This is a genomic window from Aquisalinus luteolus, from assembly GCF_009712425.2.
GTDB lineage: Bacteria > Pseudomonadota > Alphaproteobacteria > Caulobacterales > Parvularculaceae > Aquisalinus > Aquisalinus luteolus.
On sequence record NZ_VCJR02000003.1, the window covers coordinates 172,167 to 192,381 of the forward strand.

At 60.3% G+C, this 20,215-nt stretch carries 15 protein-coding genes; 9 read left to right on the plus strand and 6 right to left on the minus strand.

Features of this window, described 5'->3' with window-relative positions:
- Window positions 1-26: 26 nt before the first annotated feature.
- The 5 genes from lpxC (at window position 27) to FF098_RS14150 (ending at window position 6,501) form a co-directional block, all read left to right on the plus strand.
- On the plus strand, window positions 27-1,001 hold the full coding sequence (lpxC, locus tag FF098_RS14130; protein ID WP_205967526.1) for a UDP-3-O-acyl-N-acetylglucosamine deacetylase: 975 nt from the start codon (window positions 27-29) through the stop codon (window positions 999-1,001).
- A 144-nt stretch (window positions 1,002-1,145) separates the two neighbouring features.
- Window positions 1,146-1,970 (plus strand): outer membrane protein assembly factor BamD, encoded by an 825-nt coding sequence (locus tag FF098_RS14135; protein WP_229714594.1) that lies wholly within the window; start codon window positions 1,146-1,148, stop codon window positions 1,968-1,970.
- An 88-nt stretch (window positions 1,971-2,058) separates the two neighbouring features.
- On the plus strand, window positions 2,059-3,774 hold the full coding sequence (recN, locus tag FF098_RS14140; RefSeq protein ID WP_155141706.1) for a DNA repair protein RecN: 1,716 nt from the start codon (window positions 2,059-2,061) through the stop codon (window positions 3,772-3,774).
- A gap of 3 nt (window positions 3,775-3,777) precedes the next feature.
- Window positions 3,778-5,874: an NAD-dependent DNA ligase LigA gene (gene ligA / locus FF098_RS14145; RefSeq protein WP_155141708.1), complete on the plus strand. Its 2,097-nt coding sequence runs from the start codon at window positions 3,778-3,780 to the stop codon at window positions 5,872-5,874.
- A 21-nt stretch (window positions 5,875-5,895) separates the two neighbouring features.
- Complete coding sequence (locus tag FF098_RS14150) at window positions 5,896-6,501, plus strand: 3'-5' exonuclease (RefSeq protein WP_166426550.1); 606 nt, start codon at window positions 5,896-5,898, stop codon at window positions 6,499-6,501.
- Here FF098_RS14150 and FF098_RS14155 read toward each other — a convergent pair.
- The gene (locus FF098_RS14155; RefSeq protein ID WP_155141710.1) at window positions 6,498-8,309 is read right to left on the minus strand and encodes an aminopeptidase P family protein; all 1,812 of its coding nucleotides are present in this window, start codon (window positions 8,307-8,309) and stop codon (window positions 6,498-6,500) included. The two genes, FF098_RS14150 and FF098_RS14155, sit on opposite strands and share 4 nt — an antisense overlap.
- A gap of 182 nt (window positions 8,310-8,491) precedes the next feature.
- Here FF098_RS14155 and FF098_RS14160 point away from each other — a divergent pair, with 182 nt between their 5' ends.
- On the plus strand, window positions 8,492-9,004 hold the full coding sequence (locus tag FF098_RS14160; protein ID WP_155141712.1) for a hypothetical protein: 513 nt from the start codon (window positions 8,492-8,494) through the stop codon (window positions 9,002-9,004).
- Between the two features lie 20 nt (window positions 9,005-9,024).
- Here the strand turns inward: FF098_RS14160 and FF098_RS14165 are convergent, their stop codons facing one another.
- Entirely contained in the window at window positions 9,025-9,906 is an 882-nt protein-coding gene (locus FF098_RS14165) for a 50S ribosomal protein L11 methyltransferase (protein ID WP_155141714.1), read from the minus strand.
- Window positions 9,893-10,444 (minus strand): DsbE family thiol:disulfide interchange protein, encoded by a 552-nt coding sequence (locus FF098_RS14170; protein ID WP_155141716.1) that lies wholly within the window; start codon window positions 10,442-10,444, stop codon window positions 9,893-9,895. Before FF098_RS14170 ends, FF098_RS14165 begins: the two co-directional genes overlap by 14 nt.
- 148 nt (window positions 10,445-10,592) lie before the next feature.
- Between FF098_RS14170 and FF098_RS14175 the strand changes: the two genes are divergently transcribed.
- Window positions 10,593-11,702, plus strand: coding sequence for an NADH:flavin oxidoreductase (locus FF098_RS14175; RefSeq protein ID WP_155141718.1), 1,110 nt, complete (start codon window positions 10,593-10,595; stop codon window positions 11,700-11,702).
- A 58-nt stretch (window positions 11,703-11,760) separates the two neighbouring features.
- On the opposite strand, the gene FF098_RS14180 is transcribed toward FF098_RS14175, so the two are convergent.
- The 3 genes from FF098_RS14180 to FF098_RS14190 all read right to left on the minus strand — a co-directional run bounded on the left by FF098_RS14180 (window position 11,761) and on the right by FF098_RS14190 (window position 14,392).
- A complete protein-coding gene (locus FF098_RS14180; RefSeq protein WP_155141719.1) occupies window positions 11,761-12,480 on the minus strand; it encodes a dienelactone hydrolase family protein in 720 nt (239 codons plus the stop codon).
- A gap of 13 nt (window positions 12,481-12,493) precedes the next feature.
- A complete protein-coding gene (locus tag FF098_RS14185) occupies window positions 12,494-13,480 on the minus strand; it encodes an NAD(P)H-dependent flavin oxidoreductase (protein WP_155141721.1) in 987 nt (328 codons plus the stop codon).
- Between the two features lie 75 nt (window positions 13,481-13,555).
- On the minus strand, window positions 13,556-14,392 hold the full coding sequence (locus FF098_RS14190) for a prepilin peptidase (protein ID WP_155141723.1): 837 nt from the start codon (window positions 14,390-14,392) through the stop codon (window positions 13,556-13,558).
- A 269-nt stretch (window positions 14,393-14,661) separates the two neighbouring features.
- Between FF098_RS14190 and FF098_RS14195 the strand changes: the two genes are divergently transcribed.
- A complete protein-coding gene (locus FF098_RS14195; protein ID WP_155141725.1) occupies window positions 14,662-17,430 on the plus strand; it encodes a hypothetical protein in 2,769 nt (922 codons plus the stop codon).
- 93 nt (window positions 17,431-17,523) lie between these two features.
- The gene (locus FF098_RS14200; RefSeq protein WP_166426552.1) at window positions 17,524-20,136 is read left to right on the plus strand and encodes a TonB-dependent receptor domain-containing protein; all 2,613 of its coding nucleotides are present in this window, start codon (window positions 17,524-17,526) and stop codon (window positions 20,134-20,136) included.
- Window positions 20,137-20,215 lie beyond the last annotated feature (79 nt).

Here is a 20,215-nt window from a genome sequence, read left to right on the forward strand (position 1 = left end):
CCTGTAAGCAAGGGGTGACCGTTTCAGTGTTTGACCAACTTGACCATTCTGCGTCTTCCATCAAGGAGACAACCCTGCGCGCTTCTGTCAGCTGCGAGGGGATCGGCCTGCACACGGGCCGCGTGGTCAAGATGCGTCTGGCACCGGCCCCTGCCGGCACGGGCATCGTTTTTCGCCGTATTGACCTTCTGACCTGTGACAGCCTGTCGGCTCAGCCGGCTTCGCTCGTCCAGATCTCGATCAAGGCGCATCCCGATGCCGTGCGCGAGACCCAGCTGGGCACGACCCTTGCCAATGCCCATGGCATTTCAATTTCCACGACAGAGCACCTGATGGCGGCTTTTGCCGGTATCGGTCTCGACAACGTGTTTGTCGAGGTCGAAGGCCCGGAAATCCCGATCATGGATGGCTCCTCAGAACCGTTCCTGCGCCTGATCGACGAGGCCGGCCTGCGCCAGCTGTCGACCCCGCGCCGCGCCCTGCGCATCATCGAACGCGTTGCTGTCGAGGATGGCGATCGCTGGGCGATGATCGTGCCGAACAAGTCGCCGACCGACAATAGCTGTGAAATCGACATCCTGGTCGACTATGCCGACCCGGCCATCGGTCGCCAGCGCGCCCGGTTTCTCTCCGATCCGGCAACCTTCCGCGACGATGTCGCTGCGGCCCGCACCTTCTGTAACCTGAAGGACGTGGAAGCCATGCGCGCCCGCGGACTTGCTCTCGGCGGGTCCTATGACAACGCCATCGTCGTCAACGAGGGCAAGGTCGAGAATGAAGGCGGTCTTCGCTTTGACGAGGAATTCGTCTATCACAAGGCGCTCGACCTGATCGGCGACCTGTATCTGCTCGGCTGCCCGCTCATCGGTCGCATCTCGGCCTATAAGCCGGGTCACGACCTGAACACGCAGCTGGCCCGTGCCATCGCCCGCAACCCGCAGGCCTTCGCTATCGTTTCCCTGCCTGAGCCGGCCGGTGAAAGCATGCTGGCAGAAGCCTGATCTGTCTGGCTTTCCGGCTTTTCAAGTCTCTCTAAACTTTAAGCCGTCTGCGCTGCGGCGGAGCGTCAGCATTGTTTGACCCCGCCGCCGTTTGCCCATAAAAGAGGGTTAAGAAAGCCCGGGATGCAGGGGCAGGAGTTGATTATGATGAACCGGTCTGTTTTCCGCACGGGCGCTATGGCTGCTCTCTTGGCGCTGTCGCTGGGCGTGTCAGCCTGTGGCAGCAACGACAAGGACGACAAGTTCGCCTATGTCGAGCGCCCGGTCGAACAGCTCTATGAAGAAGCGACCAATGCGATGAACCGCAAGCGCTACGAAGAGGCGATTGCGTATTTCGACGAGGTCGAGCGCCAGCATCCCTATTCGTCCTGGGCTCGCCGCGCCATGCTGATGTCGGCCTATATCAAATACGAAACCAATGACTATCAGGCCGCGATCGACGATCTCGACCGCTTCATCTCCATCCACCCCGGCAACAAGGATGCACCCTACGCCTATTATCTGAAATCGATGTGCTATTACGAGCGCATCCGCGACGTGGGTCGGGACCAGTCTATCACTCGTCAGGCGCTGGACAGCCTGCAGGAAGTGGTGCGCCGCTATCCGGAGACGGAATATGCCCGTGACGCCCGCCTGAAGCTTGACCTGACCTATGACCACATCGCCGGCAAGGAAATGGATATCGGCCGCTGGTATCTGCGCCGCAACCAGCATGTTGCCGCCATCAACCGCTTCAACAAGGTTCTGGAACAGTACCAGACGACCAGTCACGCACCGGAAGCCCTGCACCGCATGGTCGAGGCCTATCTGGAGATGGGCATCGTGCCGGAGGCGCGCCGCCATGCTGCCGTTCTCGGTTATAATTATCCGGGCAGCGAATGGTACGAAGATACTTACCGCCTGTTCCAGCGCTACGATCTGGAGATGACGGATCAGGGCCAACGCACGGCTGCTGCTGCGGCTGAGTAACAAGCTTTCAGCGACGAACGCTTGTGGCAGTACATCTGGCGCATGACCCGTCTATACCCGCAGCACGGATTGGGATAATTTGCCCGCTATGCTGACAGAGCTATTCATTCAGGACATCGTTCTCATCGAACGGCTGAGTCTCTCACTCGATACCGGGCTGACCGCCCTGACGGGTGAGACGGGCGCCGGCAAGTCGATCATGCTCGACAGTCTCGGCCTTGCTACCGGCGGCCGGGCGGAAAAGGGGCTGGTGCGCCAGGGTGCCCGACAGGGCGTAGTGTCCGCCACTTTCGATGTCTCCGACGATCACGAGGTCTGGCATCTGCTCGCCGACAATGGCATCGCCCATGAGGACGAGCAGGGCGGTCATGTCATCCTGCGCCGGGTGCAGGACGCCGATGGCCGTGCCCGCGCCTTCATCAATGATCAGCCTGTTTCGGTGACGCTGTTGCGCCAGGTAGGCGAAAGCCTGATCGAGGTGCATGGCCAGCATGCCGGGCAGGGTTTCCTCCATGCCGGGGCCCATCGCGGCCTGCTTGATGAGTTTGGCGGGCTGACGAAGCAGGCCGACAGTGTCGCCATTGCCTGGCGCATCTGGAAAGAGGCCGAGGAAAAACTCGCAGAACACGAAGAAGACAAGGCCCGCGCGATCCGCGAGGCGGATTATCTGCGCCATGTCGCCGACGAACTGGAAAAGCTCGCGCCGCAGCCGGGCGAGGAATCCTTCCTCGCCAATCGTCGCATCGTCCTCATGAATGCCGAGAAGATCGCTGGCGACCTGTCCGAAGCCGTCGGCCTGTTGAACGAGACCAGCCTCGAGGACCGGCTTTCCTCCGTCCTCGGACGGGTCGAGCGGACGCTGGAGCGGCTGCAGGGCGAGGCGACGACAAATCTTCAGTCTGTCGCCGAGCGTATCGACACGGTGCTGACCGAGCTGCAGGAGGCGCGCAGCGCCGTGAGCGAGGCTGTGGCCGAATTCGAGTTCGATCAGGACGAGCTCGACCAGACGGAGGAACGCCTGTTCGCCCTGCGCGCCGCTGCCCGCAAGCATAATACGACACCGGACAAGCTCGATTCGCTGCTCGACGATGTGCGCCACTCCCTCGCCATGATAGAGGAGGGCGAGGCTGATTTCGCCACGCTGCAGAAGACGGCCAGTGTCGCGAAATCCGAATTCATGGCGCAGGCGCTAAAGCTGTCCGAAGCCCGGCACAAGACGGCGAAGAAGCTGGACAAGGCCGTCGCCTGTGAACTGGAACCACTGAAACTTGGCCGCGCCACCTTTCAGGCCGCGGTGACGACGGAGGAAGAAACCCCCGGCGTCCACGGCATCGACCGGGTGCAGTTCATGATTTCCACCAATCCCGGCGCGCCCATGGGCCCGCTGAAACAGATTGCGTCCGGCGGTGAGTTGTCGCGCTTCGTGCTGGCGCTGAAAGCCGCGCTGATGGCGCAGGAAAACCGTACCGTGATCATTTTTGACGAGGTCGATGCCGGTATCGGCGGTGCCGTCGCCGATGCCGTTGGTGAGCGCCTGTCGAAACTCGCCGCCGACGCGCAGGTCATGGTCGTCACCCACTCGCCGCAGGTCGCCGCGAGAGCCGGGGCCCACTTCATGGTCGCCAAGTCCGGCAAGAAGAAGATGGTCACCAAGGTCTTCGCGCTGGAAGAAGACGAGCGCGTCGAAGAGATCGCCCGCATGCTCTCCGGTGCCAGCGTCACTGCAGAGGCCCGCGCCGCTGCGACCAGCCTGTTGAAGGCCAGCAAGGAAACCCGCGACAAGAAAAAAGCGAAGGCCGCGTAAAACATGTCAGAGCCCGATCACGCGGAAAAAGCGGTCAAGAACCTGACCGCCGAGGAAGCGACTGCCGAACTCGCCCGCCTCAGTGATGAAATCGCGCAGCACGACATTGCCTATCACCAGAAAGACGCGCCCACCATTACCGATGCGGAGTATGATCGCCTGCGTCGCCGTGTGCGATTGATAGAAGAGCGTTATCCCAATCTTATAAGAAAAGACTCTCCATCCCAAAAAGTTGGAGCGCCTCCTTCGAATAGGTTCAGAAAGGTTCGACATGCAACAAAAATGTTTTCGTTGGATAATGCATTCGATGACAAGACTGTATATGACTTTGATAAGAGAGTTAGAAAGTTTCTTGGACTAGATAAGAACGACACTGTCTCGTATGTGGCAGAACCAAAAATAGATGGCCTTTCTGCAACCTTGCGATATGAAAAAGGAAGATTCGTACTCGGCGCTACCAGAGGTGACGGCAACGAAGGCGAAGACGTTACTCGGAATCTAGAGACGCTAGATGATATTCCCAAAAGCATTAAGAATGCACCTGATGTCGTAGAGATCCGTGGTGAAGTCTATATGTCGAAAAGCTCCTTTCTTGCTTTAAATGAATCTAGAGTAGCTAAAGGAGAGGATGTATTTGCAAACCCACGAAACGCAGCAGCTGGTTCGCTCAGACAACTTGACGTATCGGTCACACGGAGCAGACCACTAAGATTTTTCCCATATTCTTGGGGATATTGCAGTGAGGCTCTGGGGCAAACGCAATGGGGAGTTTTAAAAAGGTTTGAAGATTGGGGTTTTGTAGTTAATGAACAGATGAAGCAATGCGCGAGTGTTCATGAGCTAATCAAGCATTATCACAAAATTGAAAATAATAGATCTGAGTTGCCCTATGATATTGATGGAGTGGTATACAAGGTCAATCGCCTCGATTGGCAAGAGAGGTTAGGTTTTACTGCCAAAGACCCCCGCTGGGCGATTGCTCACAAATTTCCGGCAGAGCAGGCAACGACTGTGCTGCGCGAGATCGATATCCAGGTCGGGCGCACCGGTGCCCTGACGCCCGTCGCCAAGCTGGAGCCGGTTACCGTAGGCGGTGTCGTCGTCTCCAACGCCACGCTGCACAATGAAGACGAGATCGAACGCAAGGATATCCGCGAAGGCGACACGGTTGTTATCCAGCGTGCCGGCGATGTCATCCCGCAGGTCGTCGAGGTGGTGACGGAGAAGCGGCCCAAGGATTCAAAGCCATACGTGTACCCCACCACATGCCCGGCCTGCGGCAGTGATGCTGTGCGCGAGACCGACGAGAAGGGCCGCGCCGATGTGGTGCGCCGCTGTACAGGCGGGCTGATCTGCCCGGCGCAGGCCGTCGAGCGCCTGAAGCATTTCGTCTCCCGCGCCGCCCTCGATATTGACGGCCTTGGCGCGAAACAGGTCGAGGCGTTCTATCATGACGGGCTGATCAAGGAACCGGCCGATATCTTCACCCTGAACCAGCACCGCGACGCGCTGCTGAAAAAGGAAGGCTACGGAGAAACGAGCCTGCGCAATCTTTATGCGGGAATCGACCAGCGCCGGACGGCGGATCTAGACCGCTTCATCTTCGCCCTCGGTATCCGTCACATTGGCGGCACGACGGCGGGGCTTTTCGCGCGTACTTTCCTCACGTTCGACAAATTCCGAGCGGTTGCCGAAAAGGTCGCTGCAGGCGATGAAGCCGCGAAGGAGGAAATGGCGTCGATCGACGGTGTCGGCCCCACGGTCATCGAGGCGCTGGCGGACTTCTTCGGCGAACAGCACAATATTGATGCGCTTGACCGCTTGCTGGAACATGTCACGACGACCGAGGCCGAAGCCCCGTCATCGGACTCGCCTGTTGCTGGCAAGACCGTCGTCTTCACCGGCAAGCTGGAACGGATGACGCGGGACGAGGCCAAGGCGCGTGCGACGTCTCTGGGTGCCAAGGTGGCGGGCTCGGTTTCCGCCAAGACAGATATCCTCGTCGCCGGGCCGGGCGCTGGCTCCAAGCTTAAAAAGGCCGAGGATCTGAAAGTCCGTACCATGACGGAAGAGGAATGGCTGGCGCTGATCGGCGGCTAAAGAAGAAGGGCAGGGCATCGAGTGGCAATCGTCGCGATCGATTTCGAGACTGCGAACGAATCCCGCAGCAGTGCATGCGCCATCGGCCTTGCCTGGATCGAGGACGGCGCGGTCACACGCACCGAGGCCCGCTTCATCCGGCCCGCATCGCCCCGCTTCACCAATAGCTGGCTGCACGGTATCACCTGGGACGATGTGCGCGACGCGCCGGAATTCCCGGATGTCATGGCGGAGTTCATGGACGATCTTCATGGCGGGCTGGTGCTCGCCCATAACGCGTCGTTCGACATGAGTGTCATCCGCCATGTCTGCGCCGACTATGGCATCCCGGCGCCGGTCTGCGATTATCTGTGCACGGTCAACCTGTCCCGCCATACATGGCCGGAGCTGTATTCCCACAAGCTCAATGTCGTGTCGGAGTTTCTCGGCATCTCACTGAAGCACCACGACGCCCATGACGATGCCCGCGCCTGCGCCCATATCGCCTGCGCAGCGGGCGAGGTGTGGGACTGTTTCGATCTCTACGATATTCCGAAACACACACCGATCAGGCTCGGCCGCCTGTTCGAGGGCGGGTATGAGCCATGCCGGGCGCCCCGTCTGAAGCGCCCGGTCAGGTCGGTCTAGAGCGGCGCGGTTGCCGAGGTCAGCCAGTCGCGGACATCGTCTTCCAGCTCATCGGCCAGCTTCTCATAGACGACGGCGTGATAGGCGTTGACCCAGTCGCGCTCGATTTCCGTCAGCAGGCTGGTGTCGATCAGATGCCTGTCGAGCGGCGCCATCGTAACCGTTTCAAAGCTCATCATCTCGCGGTCGCCGCCTTCGACGGGTTCCGGATTGTTGACAACGATCAGGTTCTCGATGCGGATGCCATACTCGCCGACCTTGTAATAGCCGGGCTCGTTTGAACAGATCATGCCCGGCATCAGCGGCTGGGTGATCGGCTTTTTGGAGATGTTCTGCGGGCCTTCATGCACGCCAAGATAGCTGCCGACGCCATGGCCGGTGCCATGGTCATAATCGAGCCCGGCATTCCACAGATGCATACGGGCGAGCGTGTCAAGCTGGATGCCCGGCGTGCCCTTGGGGAAGCGGGCAAGCGCCAGCGCGATATGGCCCTTCAGGACCAGCGTATAGCGTTCTTTCATCTCAGCCGTCGGTGTGCCGATGGCGACAGTGCGGGTGATGTCGGTGGTGCCGTCAGGGTACTGACCGCCGGAGTCGACGAGATAAAGCGAATCCTGGTCCAGCGTGCGGTCGCTATTGGTCGTCACCCGGTAATGGGGCAGGGCGCCGTGCCCGACAGCGGCTGAGATGGTATCAAAGGAGATATCCTTTAGCAGGTTCGACTGGCGGCGGAATTCCTCCAGCTTTTGGGCAGCCTGAATTTCCGTGACCGTACCGTCCTGCGCTTCGGTCGCGATCCAGTGCAGGAAGCGCGTTACCGCCCGCCCGTCGCGAATATGCGCCTGGCGTGAGCCTTCGATTTCAGCCGGTGTCTTGCAAGCACGCGGCAGGGCGCAGGGGTCGGCCCCTTCCAGCACTTTCGCATCCGCCTTTTTCAGCCTGCGGAAGAACCAGTAGGGCGCAATCGCCGGGTCGATCAGCACGGTCTTGTCTTCGAGCTTGTCGAGATGCTTGCCGACTTTTTCTTCGGGATAGACTGAAACATCGTCGCCCAGATGCGCCTCGACCTCGTCGCTCATCTTGTCAGGATGGATGAAGAGGGACGCTGTGCCATCGGCGAACAGGATCGCGCGGCCGAGCGGCAGCGGCGTCGCATGCACATCCTTGCCGCGGATATTGAACAGCCAGGCAAGCGAATGCGGCGCGGTCAATACGACGGCATCGGCTTTCTTGTCCTTCAGCACGGCGGCGACCTCGGCGCGTTTCTCGGCGCTCGACTTGCCGGCGAATTCGTCCGGGTGCACCTCGACCGGCGTCATGGGGGACGCGGGACGCCCCTGCCACGCTACATCGATCGGGTTGTCGTCGACGGCGACCAGCTCGAACCCGGCATGCTTGGCGGCGGCCTTCAACGCTTTCACATGGTTGGCAGAATGCAGGTGCGGATCGAAGCCGATGCGTTGGCCTTCCTGGCCGTGTTTCGTCAGCCAAGCCTCCGGCGGCATCGAGGTCAGGTCTTCATAGGCAAAGAACTGGTCATCGACCTGCTCGCGCACCTGCACGGTGTAGCGGCCATCGGTGAAGATGACGGCACTGTCGGTGAACACGATGGCCGACCCGGCGGAACCGGAAAAGCCGGACGCCCACATCAGGCGCTCGGCATTGTCGGGCAGATACTCGTTCAGGTACTCGTCATCATGGGGCACGAGAAAGCCGTCGAGATTTTGTTTCTGCATCTCCTCGCGCATAGCCGGGAGATGTTTCTCGGCAAAGCTGCGGTCCGATGCGGGATCGAAGGTCTGGAACATGAAAGTCCTCCTGAAAATCGGGAAGGTGAAATCTGGTCAGAACATAGGCCTTTGGCCCGCCGAATGCCAGTTCAGTATGCGGTCACAAGGCCCGCCACTCCCTCGAATCGGGGATTTCGGCGCCGTCCGCGCCGGCTTATCCTGCGCTGCCGGTCAGGGGACCGGCTTTTCAGGGAGAGACGATGATGAGAGTTTTATTGCTGGCGACTGGCCTCACGGCCCTCGCAGCATCCATGGCTGCGCCCGTTTTGGCGAGCGATGACTGGGAGATCGAGGGGCTCGCTTTCGGGTGGAGCCTCTATGAGAAAGGTGATCCATCAACCCCTGCGGAGTATTCCGTAAAAGGTGTCTATGAGGGATATGGCCCGGAATTCTCGTTTGGGTGCACCCGGGGTTACGCCTTCGATGTGGTCTGGAAGCCGGACGTGCCGGTCACCGGCGGGGCATTCGTTCCAGTCACCATCACGATTGATGACGTCACTGTACTCGACGGCAATCTGGTGCCGAATGATCGCAACGAATATGCATGGACCGGACGCGATGGCGAAGCTTACGACATCGTCGCCGCGATCTGGGAAGCCTGGGAAGGCGACCTGACCGTCTCGGCTGGCGGTGCGACTGACACAATCTATTTTGACGAGGACATGCTGGGCGGCATTTCCGAACTCGTGCTCGAAGCCTGCGGCAAGTTTTAAGTCGGTCGGTATCGGGCTACTCAGGCCTTTTCGAAAATCAGCACCGGCCATGTCTCATGGGCATGGCGGTCCTTCAGGGTGAAGCCGTTCGCCTCATAGGCGGCCATCACGTCGCTTTCCTGCCGCGCCAAAAGCCCGGCGAGGACGACGGTCGCGCCTTGCTCCGTATGCTTCGCCATGTCCGGGGCCAACTCGGCCAGCGGCCCGGCGAGGATATTGGCGAAAATGAAATCGAAGGGCGCGGCCTCAGCGATCTCCTCATGGTCGAACCCGGCGGCGGTGACGAAGCGGATATCGCTGACCTGGTTGAGGGCCGCGTTCTCCGCCGCGATCTCGACCGACTTGGCGTCGATATCCGTTGCCATGATCTTGCCGTCCCAGATCTTGCGCGCGGCGATGGCGAGCACGGCGGAGCCGGTGCCGAGGTCGAGAATGTTGCGCGGCTTGAGGCCCTCGATCCTGTCGAGTACTTCGAGGCAGCCTGCCGTCGTCGGGTGATGGCCGGTGCCGAATGCCTGGTTGGCATCGATGCGGACCGGAATGATGCTCTCGTCCCTGGGCAGCTTGTCGGCGTCGTGAATGCCATAGAGCACGAACCGCCCGCAGGTGACGATGCCGAGTCCTTCCAGCGCATGGGCGACCCAGTCGATATCGGGCAGCTCCTCAATCTCCGGCGAATTGTCCACATCATGCTGGCGGAGGAAAGCGACAAGGCTGTCCGTATCGGGAGCATCGGCATAATAGGCTTCCAGCGTCCACGGCGTGTCGCCATCTTCCTCGATCGCGTCTTTCTTCGTCAGGCTTACCGCGTCGGCCATCGGGTCGAACAGTTCGGCAACAATCATCGACACCTGTTCCAGTGCCTCGCGGGTGCCCTGCCAGATCAGTTTATAGCTCGGCATTGTCGGCGTCCTTTCTCAATTGACTGATCAGCGGTGCGAATTGCCGGTTCCAGATTTCTTCGTTCAGCGCCCCGGCGAAACGCCAGCGGATGCGACCTTCATGGTCGATCACGAAAGTTTCGGGTGCGCCGGACACGCCGAAATCGATCGCCGTGCGGCCTTCGTAATCATTGCCGACCGCCGTGTACGGATTGCCGAAGCGCTCCAGCCATGCCGCGCCATCTTCCGGGGTATCTTTCCAGTCGATGCCATAGATCGCGATCTCGCCGCTTTCGGCCAGCTCCATCAGGAACGGGTGCTCATAGCGGCAGGCGATGCACCACGAGCCGAAGATATTGACCAGCGAAACCTGGCCCTTCAGGTCCTCGCTGGAAAACGCCGGAATATCGGCAGAAACCGGCGGCAGGTCGAACTCCGGCGCCGGCTTGTCGATCATGACGGAGGGCAGCACGTCCTTGTCGATCTTCAGCCCGAACAGGGCGAAGATACCTAACCCGGCGAAGAACAGGATGGGGATGAACAATAACAGTCGTCTCATGGTCTGGCGCTTTTAGGACAGCGAGAGCCGCTTGTCATCTGTGTTTCATCGCCGCAAAGAGCAGCGGAACACTTGTTTGTGATGACCCCCGCAATTGATCGGTGCCAGAACGCCTTTACGTGGGGAGCTGCTTTCAAAGGAGTATTTCATGTCCGACAGTCTTGATGTCCTGTTTCGCCCGCTTTCCATTGGCCCGCTGGAGCTGAAGAACCGCTTCGTCATGGCGCCGATGACGCGCAACAAGGCGCCGAACGGTGTGCCGGGGCAGCCCAATGCCGAGTATTATCGCCGCCGCGCTGCGGGCGATGTCGGGCTGATCCTGTCGGAAGGCACAGTCATCGACCGCCCGGCCTCCCGCAACGAAAAGCATATACCTTTCTTCCACGGCGAAGAGGCTCTCGGCGGCTGGAAGGGCGTCATCGACGCCGTGCACGCGGCTGGCGGCCGCATGGGCCCGCAGCTGTGGCATACCGGCGCGACCCGCGGCCAGAGCGGCTGGGAACCGAAGGCTAAGGTCGAAAGCCCGTCCGGCCTGCTGGCGCCTGGCACGCCGCGCGGCAAGGCGATGAGCGAGGAAGACATTGCCGACACGGTTGCCGCCTTCGCCAGCGCCGCCGCCGATGCCAAACGCCTTGGCTTCGATATGGTCGAGCTGCATGGTGCCCATGGCTACCTGATCGACGAGTTTTTCTGGCCGGGCACGAATGAGCGGGATGATCGCTATGGCGGGCCGACCATCAAGGAGCGCTCGCGTTTTGCCGGTGAGATCATCACCGCTGTGCGTGAGGCGGTCGGGCCTGATTATCCGCTCGCCATCCGTCTCAGCCAGTGGAAGCAACAGGAATATACCGCTCGGTTGGCGATGACGCCGGACGAAATGACCGACTGGCTGCAGCCCTTGGTCGATGCCGGGGCGAATATCCTACACTGCTCCCAGCGCCGTTTCTGGGAACCGGAATTCCCGGAGATCGATGGCGAGAAGGGCCTGAACTTTGCCGGCTGGGCGAAGAAGCTGACCGGTGCGGTCACCATCAGCGTTGGCTCCGTCGGCCTCAATGGCGATTTCTTCTCGGCCTTTGCCGGGCAGGGGGCCGAGGCCGCCGGTCTTGAAAACCTGCTGGAGCGGATGGAGCGCGACGAATTCGACCTCATCGCCGTCGGCCGTGCGCTGCTCAGCGATCCGGATTGGGTCGCCAAGGTCCGTGCTGGCGAACCGCTGAAGAATTTCGAGCCATCGGCGCTGGCCGAACTGGTCTGAACGAAAAAAGCCCCGCTCCGGCGGGGCTTTTTAATACGTACACGATTGATGAAGACGATCAGTCCAAAACTTCTTCCAGGAAATCCGTGAAGGTCGTCCAGGAGCGCCGGTCTGCTGTCGCATCGTAGACCGTGCCGAAATCCGGGTCATTCGCCTGCTTGTTGGTGAAGGCGTGCATGACGCCACCATAGACATGCAGCTGCCAGTCGGCCTTGCGCTCGGTCATTTCCTTGCCGAAGGCTGTCTCGTCTTCCGGCGTCGCCATCGGATCATCGAAGCCCTGCATTGCCAGCACCTTGGCGGAGATATCGCCGCTGCCGGGCTTCTCCGGCTTGCCGAGAATGGCGTGGAAGGCCGCCGCGCCGATGACGCCGGTATTGGCCCGCGCCATGTCCAGCGCACACAAGCCCCCGAAGCAATAGCCGCAGACAGCGATCTTGGCCGGGTTCACCGTATCGAGCCCCGCTGCCGCCTCCATCCCGGCCTTCAGCCGGTCGGCGAGCATGTCTCGGTCCTCGACGAAAGGCGTCATCAGCTTCTGGTTCTCTTCCTTGGAGCTGCCGCGCACGCCCTTGCCATAGACATCGACGGCGAAACCGACATAGCCCATCGCCGCCATCTTCTTCGCGGTCTCTTCGGAATGCTCGTCGCGTCCGCCCCAGGCGTGGCAGACGAGCACGGCCGGGCGCTCGCCCTCTTGCGTGTCGTCCCACGCGACGAAGGCTTCCAGCGTGTCGCCATTATGGGTGTATTCAATGAGGTCGGTTTTCAGGGCCATTCTTGTCCTCCGGTCAGCTTTTTAACAGTCTTTCTTTGGCTGACTTATATTCGGCGGCGAGTTCGGCAACGTAGGCGCCTGCGGGCTGGACCTTCTCGACCGCGCCGATGCCCTGGCCGGAGCCCCAGATATCCTTCCATGCCTTGGCGCTGCTCTCCTTGTCTGTCGAGGTGCCGAAGTTCATTTTTGACGGGTCGGCGACGGGCAGGTTCAACGGGTCCATCCCAGCCCGCTTGATCGACGCGCCGAGATAATTACCATGCACGCCTGAGAAATAGTTCGTGTACACAATATCTTCCATGTGACCGTCGACGATGCCTTGCTTGTACTCGTCGATGGCGTTGGCTTCCTCCGTCGCGATGAAAGCCGAACCGATATAGGCGGCATCCGCGCCCATCGCTTCGGCGGCCAGCACCCCTTCGCCGGTGGCGATTGAGCCGGACAGGAGGAGGGGGCCGTCGAACCACTCACGGATTTCCGAGACGAGCGCGAAGGGCGACAGCGTGCCCGCATGGCCACCGGCCCCGGCGGCAACGGCGATCAGCCCGTCCGCGCCCTTGGAGATCGCCTTCTTCGCAAACGTATTGTTGATCACATCGTGGAAGACCAGCCCGCCATAGGAGTGAACCGCCTCGTTCACTTCCTCACGCGCGCCCAGCGACGTGATCACGATCGGCACTTCACGCTTCACGCAGACTTCCATGTCGTGCTGCAGCCGGTCGTTGGAGCGGTGGACGATCTGGTTGACGGCGAAAGGTGCAGCCGGGCTGTCCGGGTTTGACTGGTTATGGGCGTCGAGCGCTTCCTCGATCTCCGTCAGCCAGGTGTTGAGCGCCTCGGCTGGCCGGGCATTGAGCGCCGGGAAGGAGCCGACGATCCCGGCCGTGCACTGGGCGATGACCAGCTTCGGGTTGGAGACGATGAACATTGGCGAGCCGACTACCGGTACGCTCATGGACTTCCTGATCTCGGTGAATTTCGCGCGGGCGCTCTGGCTCATGGTTATGTCTCCTGCAAACTGGCCCACACCCTAGGGCAGGGCCCGACAGACCGGCAATGCTGCGATGCAGTTGAGCTATTGTATCGTGCCGGGCACTACCATGAACCGCTCAACAGGCTCCCACGGGAAGCGGTACGCTGTCAGCGACAATAGTATCAGCAGACCCCCGATGGCGAGGAATGGCCCGAACCGGATCGCCGTCTGCGCGCCGACGACCTTGCCCCGCAGGTGCATGATGCCGACAAAGACAAGCCCGGCGAGCGATGCGGCCAGCACAACAAGTGGCAGGGACATCCAGCCCGCAACGGCGCCGAGCCCGGCCAGCATCTTCGCATCGCCAAGGCCCAGTCCTTCGATGCCGCGCATCTTCAGATAGATGAAGCGGATCAGCCAGAAGACCCCATAGCCAACGATGGCCCCGATCAGCGCATCGAAGAAAGGCACAAAGCCCCAGAACCATTCGCTGATCAGCCCCCCGATAAGACCGAGCGCGATCAGTGGCAGGGTCAGCATGTCGGGCAAATATCCTGTCTCAAGGTCGATCACCCCAAGTGCCACGATCAGGCAGGCGGCAACAAAAAGGAAGAGTGTTTCCGGATACCAGCCATTCATCCGCACCAATGCGACAGCGAGAACGCCCACAGCCAGCTCGACCAGCGGATAGCGGATACTGATCCTCTCCCGGCAATACGCGCACCGGCCGCGAAGCACGAGCCAGCTGAAAACGGGAATCAGGTGCCAGCTTTTCAGCGGTGTATGGCACGAAGCGCACTGAGAGCGCGGCGTTGCGAATCCCAACCGCTCCGTATGCGCACTGTGTGCGAGACCCCATAGTACCGGTCCGCGCGATATGACGACATTCAGGAAGCTGCCGATGCACAGTCCGAACGAGAAAATCAGAAAGTAGAGCACAAAAGGCACAGTATTCTTGCCGCCTAAAACAATGATCGAAACATGGTTCTTAACCCTCTACTAGGCTGATTTTCCAACAAAAACCAGCGTCATGAAAAACGCATGCGCAATGTGTGCACACAGAGCATCTTCATGCAAATTGTTGTGACACATACTTGAAACATACCCGTCACAAAACTGTAGCGCTCCCCGGCTAAGAGCGCTGTGACCTCGTAACAGATGTACGGGGACTCGTACCGTTTATTCATTCATGAGCCTTGGGGGCATATATGAACGTTCTTTCCAATCTTCGTGGTGGTCTTCTTCTCGGCAGTGCGTGCGCCGTTCTCGCAGCCTGTTCGGGTGGTGGCAGCAATTCCAACAATGGCAATGCAGGCCCGGTCACCGTCAATCCAGGTGGCGGTTCAGGCGGTGGCAGCACCAATGCCGTCAACCTTGTCCCCGCTGGTTTCACCTGCCCGGCCGGCACGGCCCAGGGCACGCTGACGCAAGGCGGCACCGACATCATCGCCTGCCTCATCTCCGCCGGTACCCTGACCGCCGACCTGACCCTGCCGGGCACGTCCGGCAGCCAGCGCGTCGGTTACGGCATCGAAGGCAGCCTGTTCGTTGGTGAGAACCTTATTTCCAACCCGGCCGGTTCGACAGCGACGCTGAACATCGGCGCTGGCGCCATCATCTTCGGTCAGGCCGGTGAAGACGCCGTGTTCGTCAACCCGGGTTCCCAGCTGAACGCCACCGGTACGGCAGCCCTGCCGATCGTCATGACGTCGATCCAGGATGTCGCCGACGGTTCCGTCAATGACGGCTCTTCCTCCGGTAACGTTTCCGCTCGCGGCGAGTGGGGCGGTCTTGTCATCTCCGGTCTTGCACCGATCAACGATTGCGACGTGACTACGCAAACCCCGGGCACGGCGACATGTAACAAGACAGGTGAAGGTGGCTCTGGCCTCTTCGGTGGCGCAAACCCGGCAGACAGCTCCGGTACGCTGTCATATGTCCGCGTCCAGTATGCAGGCTTCGAGTTCAACGGCGAAGACCAGCTGAACGGTATCGCCTTCCAGGGCGTCGGTGAGGGCACGACCGCTTCTTACCTGCAGATCCACAACAACTTCGACGACGGTGTCGAGTTCTTCGGCGGTACGGTCGACGCAGACCATATCGTCGTAACGGGTGCCGGTGACGACTCCATCGACTGGACCGACGGCTGGCAGGGTGACCTGCAATACGCTCTCGTTGTTCAGGACGACACCGATGGCGACCGCGCCATCGAGGGTGACAACCGCGAGAACGACACCGACATCGAGCCGCGCTCCATGCCGAACCTGTCGAACCTGACCTTCTTCGGTGGTGCAACCGGTTCCGACGGCATGAAGCTGCGTGCCGGTACGGCTGGCAACATCGCCAATGCCATCGTCATCGGCTTCGGTGACGGCGTCGACTTCGACCAGCAATCCACTGCCGGTGTCGAGCCGACCATCTCCTCCATCTATACCGCCGGCAATAACGGCATCGTCGACATCACTGCGACTGACAGCATCGAGGCCAGCGGCAACACGATGAACGGCATCATCCCGGGTGCTGCCGAGCGCGCCGTTCCGGTCACCAACAACTCCGTTGGCAACGACCTGGAAACGCCGTCCTTCATCGGTGCCTTCAATCCGCTTACGGAAACCAACGCCAGCAACTGGACGACGGGCTGGACCCTCGACAACTATTTCCCGGCTGGCGATGCCGCCGGCTGTCCGTCCGGCACCGCCGTTTCCGGTGATGCCGTGCCGGCCGGTCGTACGGAAGCGTTCATCTGTATCCTGCCGAACGCCGTCAACCAGAACCTGACCCTGACCAATGGCAACCTCTACACATTCGAAGGTTCAGTCTTCGTCGGTACCGATGCTGGCGCCGATGCCGGCAACCCGGAAGACGGTTTCCGCGCGACACTGACGATCGAGCCGGGCGTAACGCTCTATGGCCGTTCCGGTGAAGACGCGATCGTCGTCACCCGCGGCTCCAGGATAGATGCCCTCGGGACGGCTGCTGCGCCGATCGTCATGACCTCGCAGGCTGACGTGTTCGGCACCCAGCCCGATCCGGCAACGGCTCGCGGCGAATGGGGTGGCCTGGTCATCAACGGCCGCGCCCCGATCAACGATTGCGACGTCACCACGGTTGACCCGGTCGCCAATCCGGAGCTTTGCGAAAAGACCGGTGAGGGCGGCTCCGGCCTGTTCGGCGGTAACGATGCAGCTGACGACAGCGGTACGCTGAACTATGTCCGCGTCATGTATGCAGGCTTCGAGTTCAACGGCGAAGACCAGCTGAACGGCATCGCCTTCCAGGGCGTCGGTTCGGAAACCGAAGTCGATTACATCCAGGTCCACAACAACTTCGACGATGGCGTCGAGTTCTTCGGTGGTACCGTCAATGCCAAGCACGTCGTGCTGACCGGCAATGGCGACGACTCCATGGATTGGACCGATGGTTGGGTCGGCAAGGCGCAATACATCATCGTCGTTCAGTCTGACGATGCTGGCGACCGTGCCTTCGAAAACGACAACCGCGAGAACGACACGGATATCGAGCCGCGCTCCAATCCGACGATCTCCAACTTCACGCTGGTTGGTGGTGCAACCAACTCTGACGGTGCCAAGATCCGCGCCGGTGCAAATGGTGCCTACTATAACGGCATCATCACCAGCACGAATGACGGTGTCGATTTCGACCAGCAATCCACGCTGGGCGTCGCGCCGACCTTCTACTCGACTTACATCGTCGATGTCGTTCGCGAAGCTGACAGCGAAGCGATTGGCGCAGGTGTCTGGGCGAATGGTGTCAACGGCAACGTTGGCGGTGACTCTGCCGGCCAGTCCAGCACGCTGACAGCGGTTGGCACGACAACGCCACTCTCTCCGGGTGCGAACGAACTCGCCGTTGCCCCGACGTCTACGGGCGACGACTTCTTCGATGACACGACCTATGTCGGCGCTGTCGAAGATGACAGTGACGACTGGTACGTTGGCTGGACCTTCGGCCTCTAAGGGGAAAACGGGACCGGCGGCAACCCCGCCGGTCCTGTCACTTGCATAGCAAAGACAGTTTTATGCCCGATGGGGGGCAAACAGAGGTTAGCCATGAAAAAGTATGAACTTATCGCACCGTCGGTACTGCTCGCATCAGCGATGCTTACCGTATCCGGTGCTGCAATGGCGCAGGACGAAGACGAGGGCGATGTCATCGTCATTCGCGGCGCCAACATTCCGGACGAGAAAAAGGCAACTGCCGAAATTTCCAACGTTCTTGACGCAGAAGACCTGGTTCGCCAGGGCGATACGGACATCGCCGATGCCCTTCGCCGCGTTACCGGCCTGTCGATCGAAGGCGGCAAGTTCGTCATCGTCCGCGGCCTGAACTCGCGCTACAACAACGCCACGCTGAACGGCTCGCCTCTGCCGAGCCCGGAGCCGCTGAAACGGACTGCACCGCTCGACCTGTTCCCGACTTCCGTTCTGGAAGGCACGCTGGTCCAGAAGACCTTCTCGCCGCAATTCTCCGGTGAATTCGGTGGTGGTGTGGTTGAGCTGCGCTCCAAGTCTGTGCCGAACGAGGACTTCCTCGAAGTCAGCGTGGACTTCGGCTTCAACACCGAGACGACACTGCGTGACGGTCTTTTCTACGAAGGCTCGGAGACGGATGTGTTCGGTTTCGACGATGGCATGCGCGACCTGCCGTCCGAAGTGAAGGCATTCCGCGAAGCCAACCCGACAAGCCGCGACCTGACTGTCGAGGCTCGCACGAGCTTCGAACAATTCGACACGCTGCTGATCAACACCGATGACACGCCGGCCAATGGCGGCGGGTCCATCGCTTTCGGTAAGGTTTTCGAGAGCAACCCGAACTATACGATCGGTACGACTTTCTATGCCGGTTATGACAATGACTGGGTAACCCGCCGTGGCTTCCGCAATCGTCCTGAGACATACGATGGCACCAATTACATCGCTCCGGAAGAGAATGTTACGAACTACCTTTCCACGACGCAGGAAATCACCGTCAGTGCCTTGAGCTCCACTGGTATCGAGTGGGACTCAAACGCCATCGACTTCACGGCACTTCTCGTTCGCAAGACCTCCAAGGAAGCCCAGATCGCCAGTGGTATCCGCGACCAGGGCAATGACTATTTCCTTGATGAATCGACGAACTTCGTCGAACGTCAGATCTGGCAGACCCAGCTGAACGGCGAACATGACTTCCCGTCGCTTGCTGACCTGCAGGTCGATTGGCGTGTTGCCTATGGTGAAGGTGAGCGCGACGCGCCATATGATCGCCAGACCTCTTTCGAGACGGTTCCGATCGGCACGCCGCCGAGCCAGGACAACCCCTATCAGTTCCGGGACAACTCCAGCCTCAACTACATCAACTTCGGCAAGATCGACGATGCCAATGGCAGCACGGGCGTAGACTTTGTCCTGCCACTGACCGTCGCCGACAACAATGTCGATGTCAGCTTCGGTGCCGCTTATGCGGTCAATTCCCGCGAAGCATCGCGCACGGACTTTGCCTTCACTGGCATCTATCCGAGCGAGATCCTGGGCAGCCGTGCGGACCTGATCTTCTCTGACGAGATCCTGTCCCTGCCGAGCCCGATCGTGCGTCTGCAGTCGACCTCCAACCAGCCGGACCTGTTCGAGGGCCTGCTGCAGGTCACCGGTGCCTATGGTGCCGTCGATGCCGAGCTTGGCGAATTCTTCCGCCTCTCCGTCGGTGGCCGCTATGAGGAATCCAAGCAGAAGACTGAAACCGACGTCAGTGTTCAGGAAAATGGCCGCCAGGTCTTCCCGACGCTGCAGGAGGATTTCTTCCTGCCGGCAGCCACGCTGACCTGGATCCCGGCCGGTAACTTCCAGCTGCGTGCCGGTTATTCGGAAACGATCACCCGTCCGCAGTTCCGTGAGCTGACTTCCGTCCGCTTCACCGATCCGGAAACGGACGTTGCCTATTCCGGCAACCCGTTCCTGGAAAACTCCTCGCTGAAAAACTACGACGCCCGGGCGGAGTGGTATTTCGGCCGCGGCGAGTTCGCGACGCTCGGTGTATTCTTCAAGGAGATCGAGAACCCGATCGAGGACTTCTTCTCCACCCAAGGCGAGGCATCGGTCCTGTCCTTCTTCAACGCACCGTCTGCGGAGCTGTGGGGCACGGAAATCGAGTTCGAGAAAAACTTCCCGCTCGACGAGATGTTCGGGTCTGAATGGTACGGCAAGGACTTCGTGTTCAAGACCAACTACACCTGGTCTGACTCCGAGGTCGACAACACCGGCACCGTCACCCGCGCGCTCTATTCCAGCCAGGGCACGACTTCGCAGGATGTACCGGCAAACGCCTTTATCGCCGATGGCAGCCGCCTGGTCGGCCAGTCCGAGCACCTCTTCAACCTGCAGCTTGGTTATGAAGATGTGGATATGGGTTTCCAGGGCACGTTCCTGGTCAACTATGCCAGCGACCGCATCCTGTATCGTGGCGAAGGCTCCGAGCCGCCGGTCATCGAAAACCCGCCGACAACAGTCGATCTGGTTATCAACCAGGAACTTGACCTGCTCGGTGGTGGCATGACCCTCGGCATCAAGGTCCAGAACATCGCCAACTCGAAATACGAGGCGACTGTGTCCGATGATGTGCAGGATCTGGCCTTTGAATCCTATGATCTCGGCCGGTCCTTCTCGGTCAGCCTGAAAAAGGCTTTCTAGGATCAGCCGGATGATCCGAACAAGCGGGGCGGCATTCCCATGGCCGCCCCGTTTTCATTTCCGGTAATATGTTGCTAAG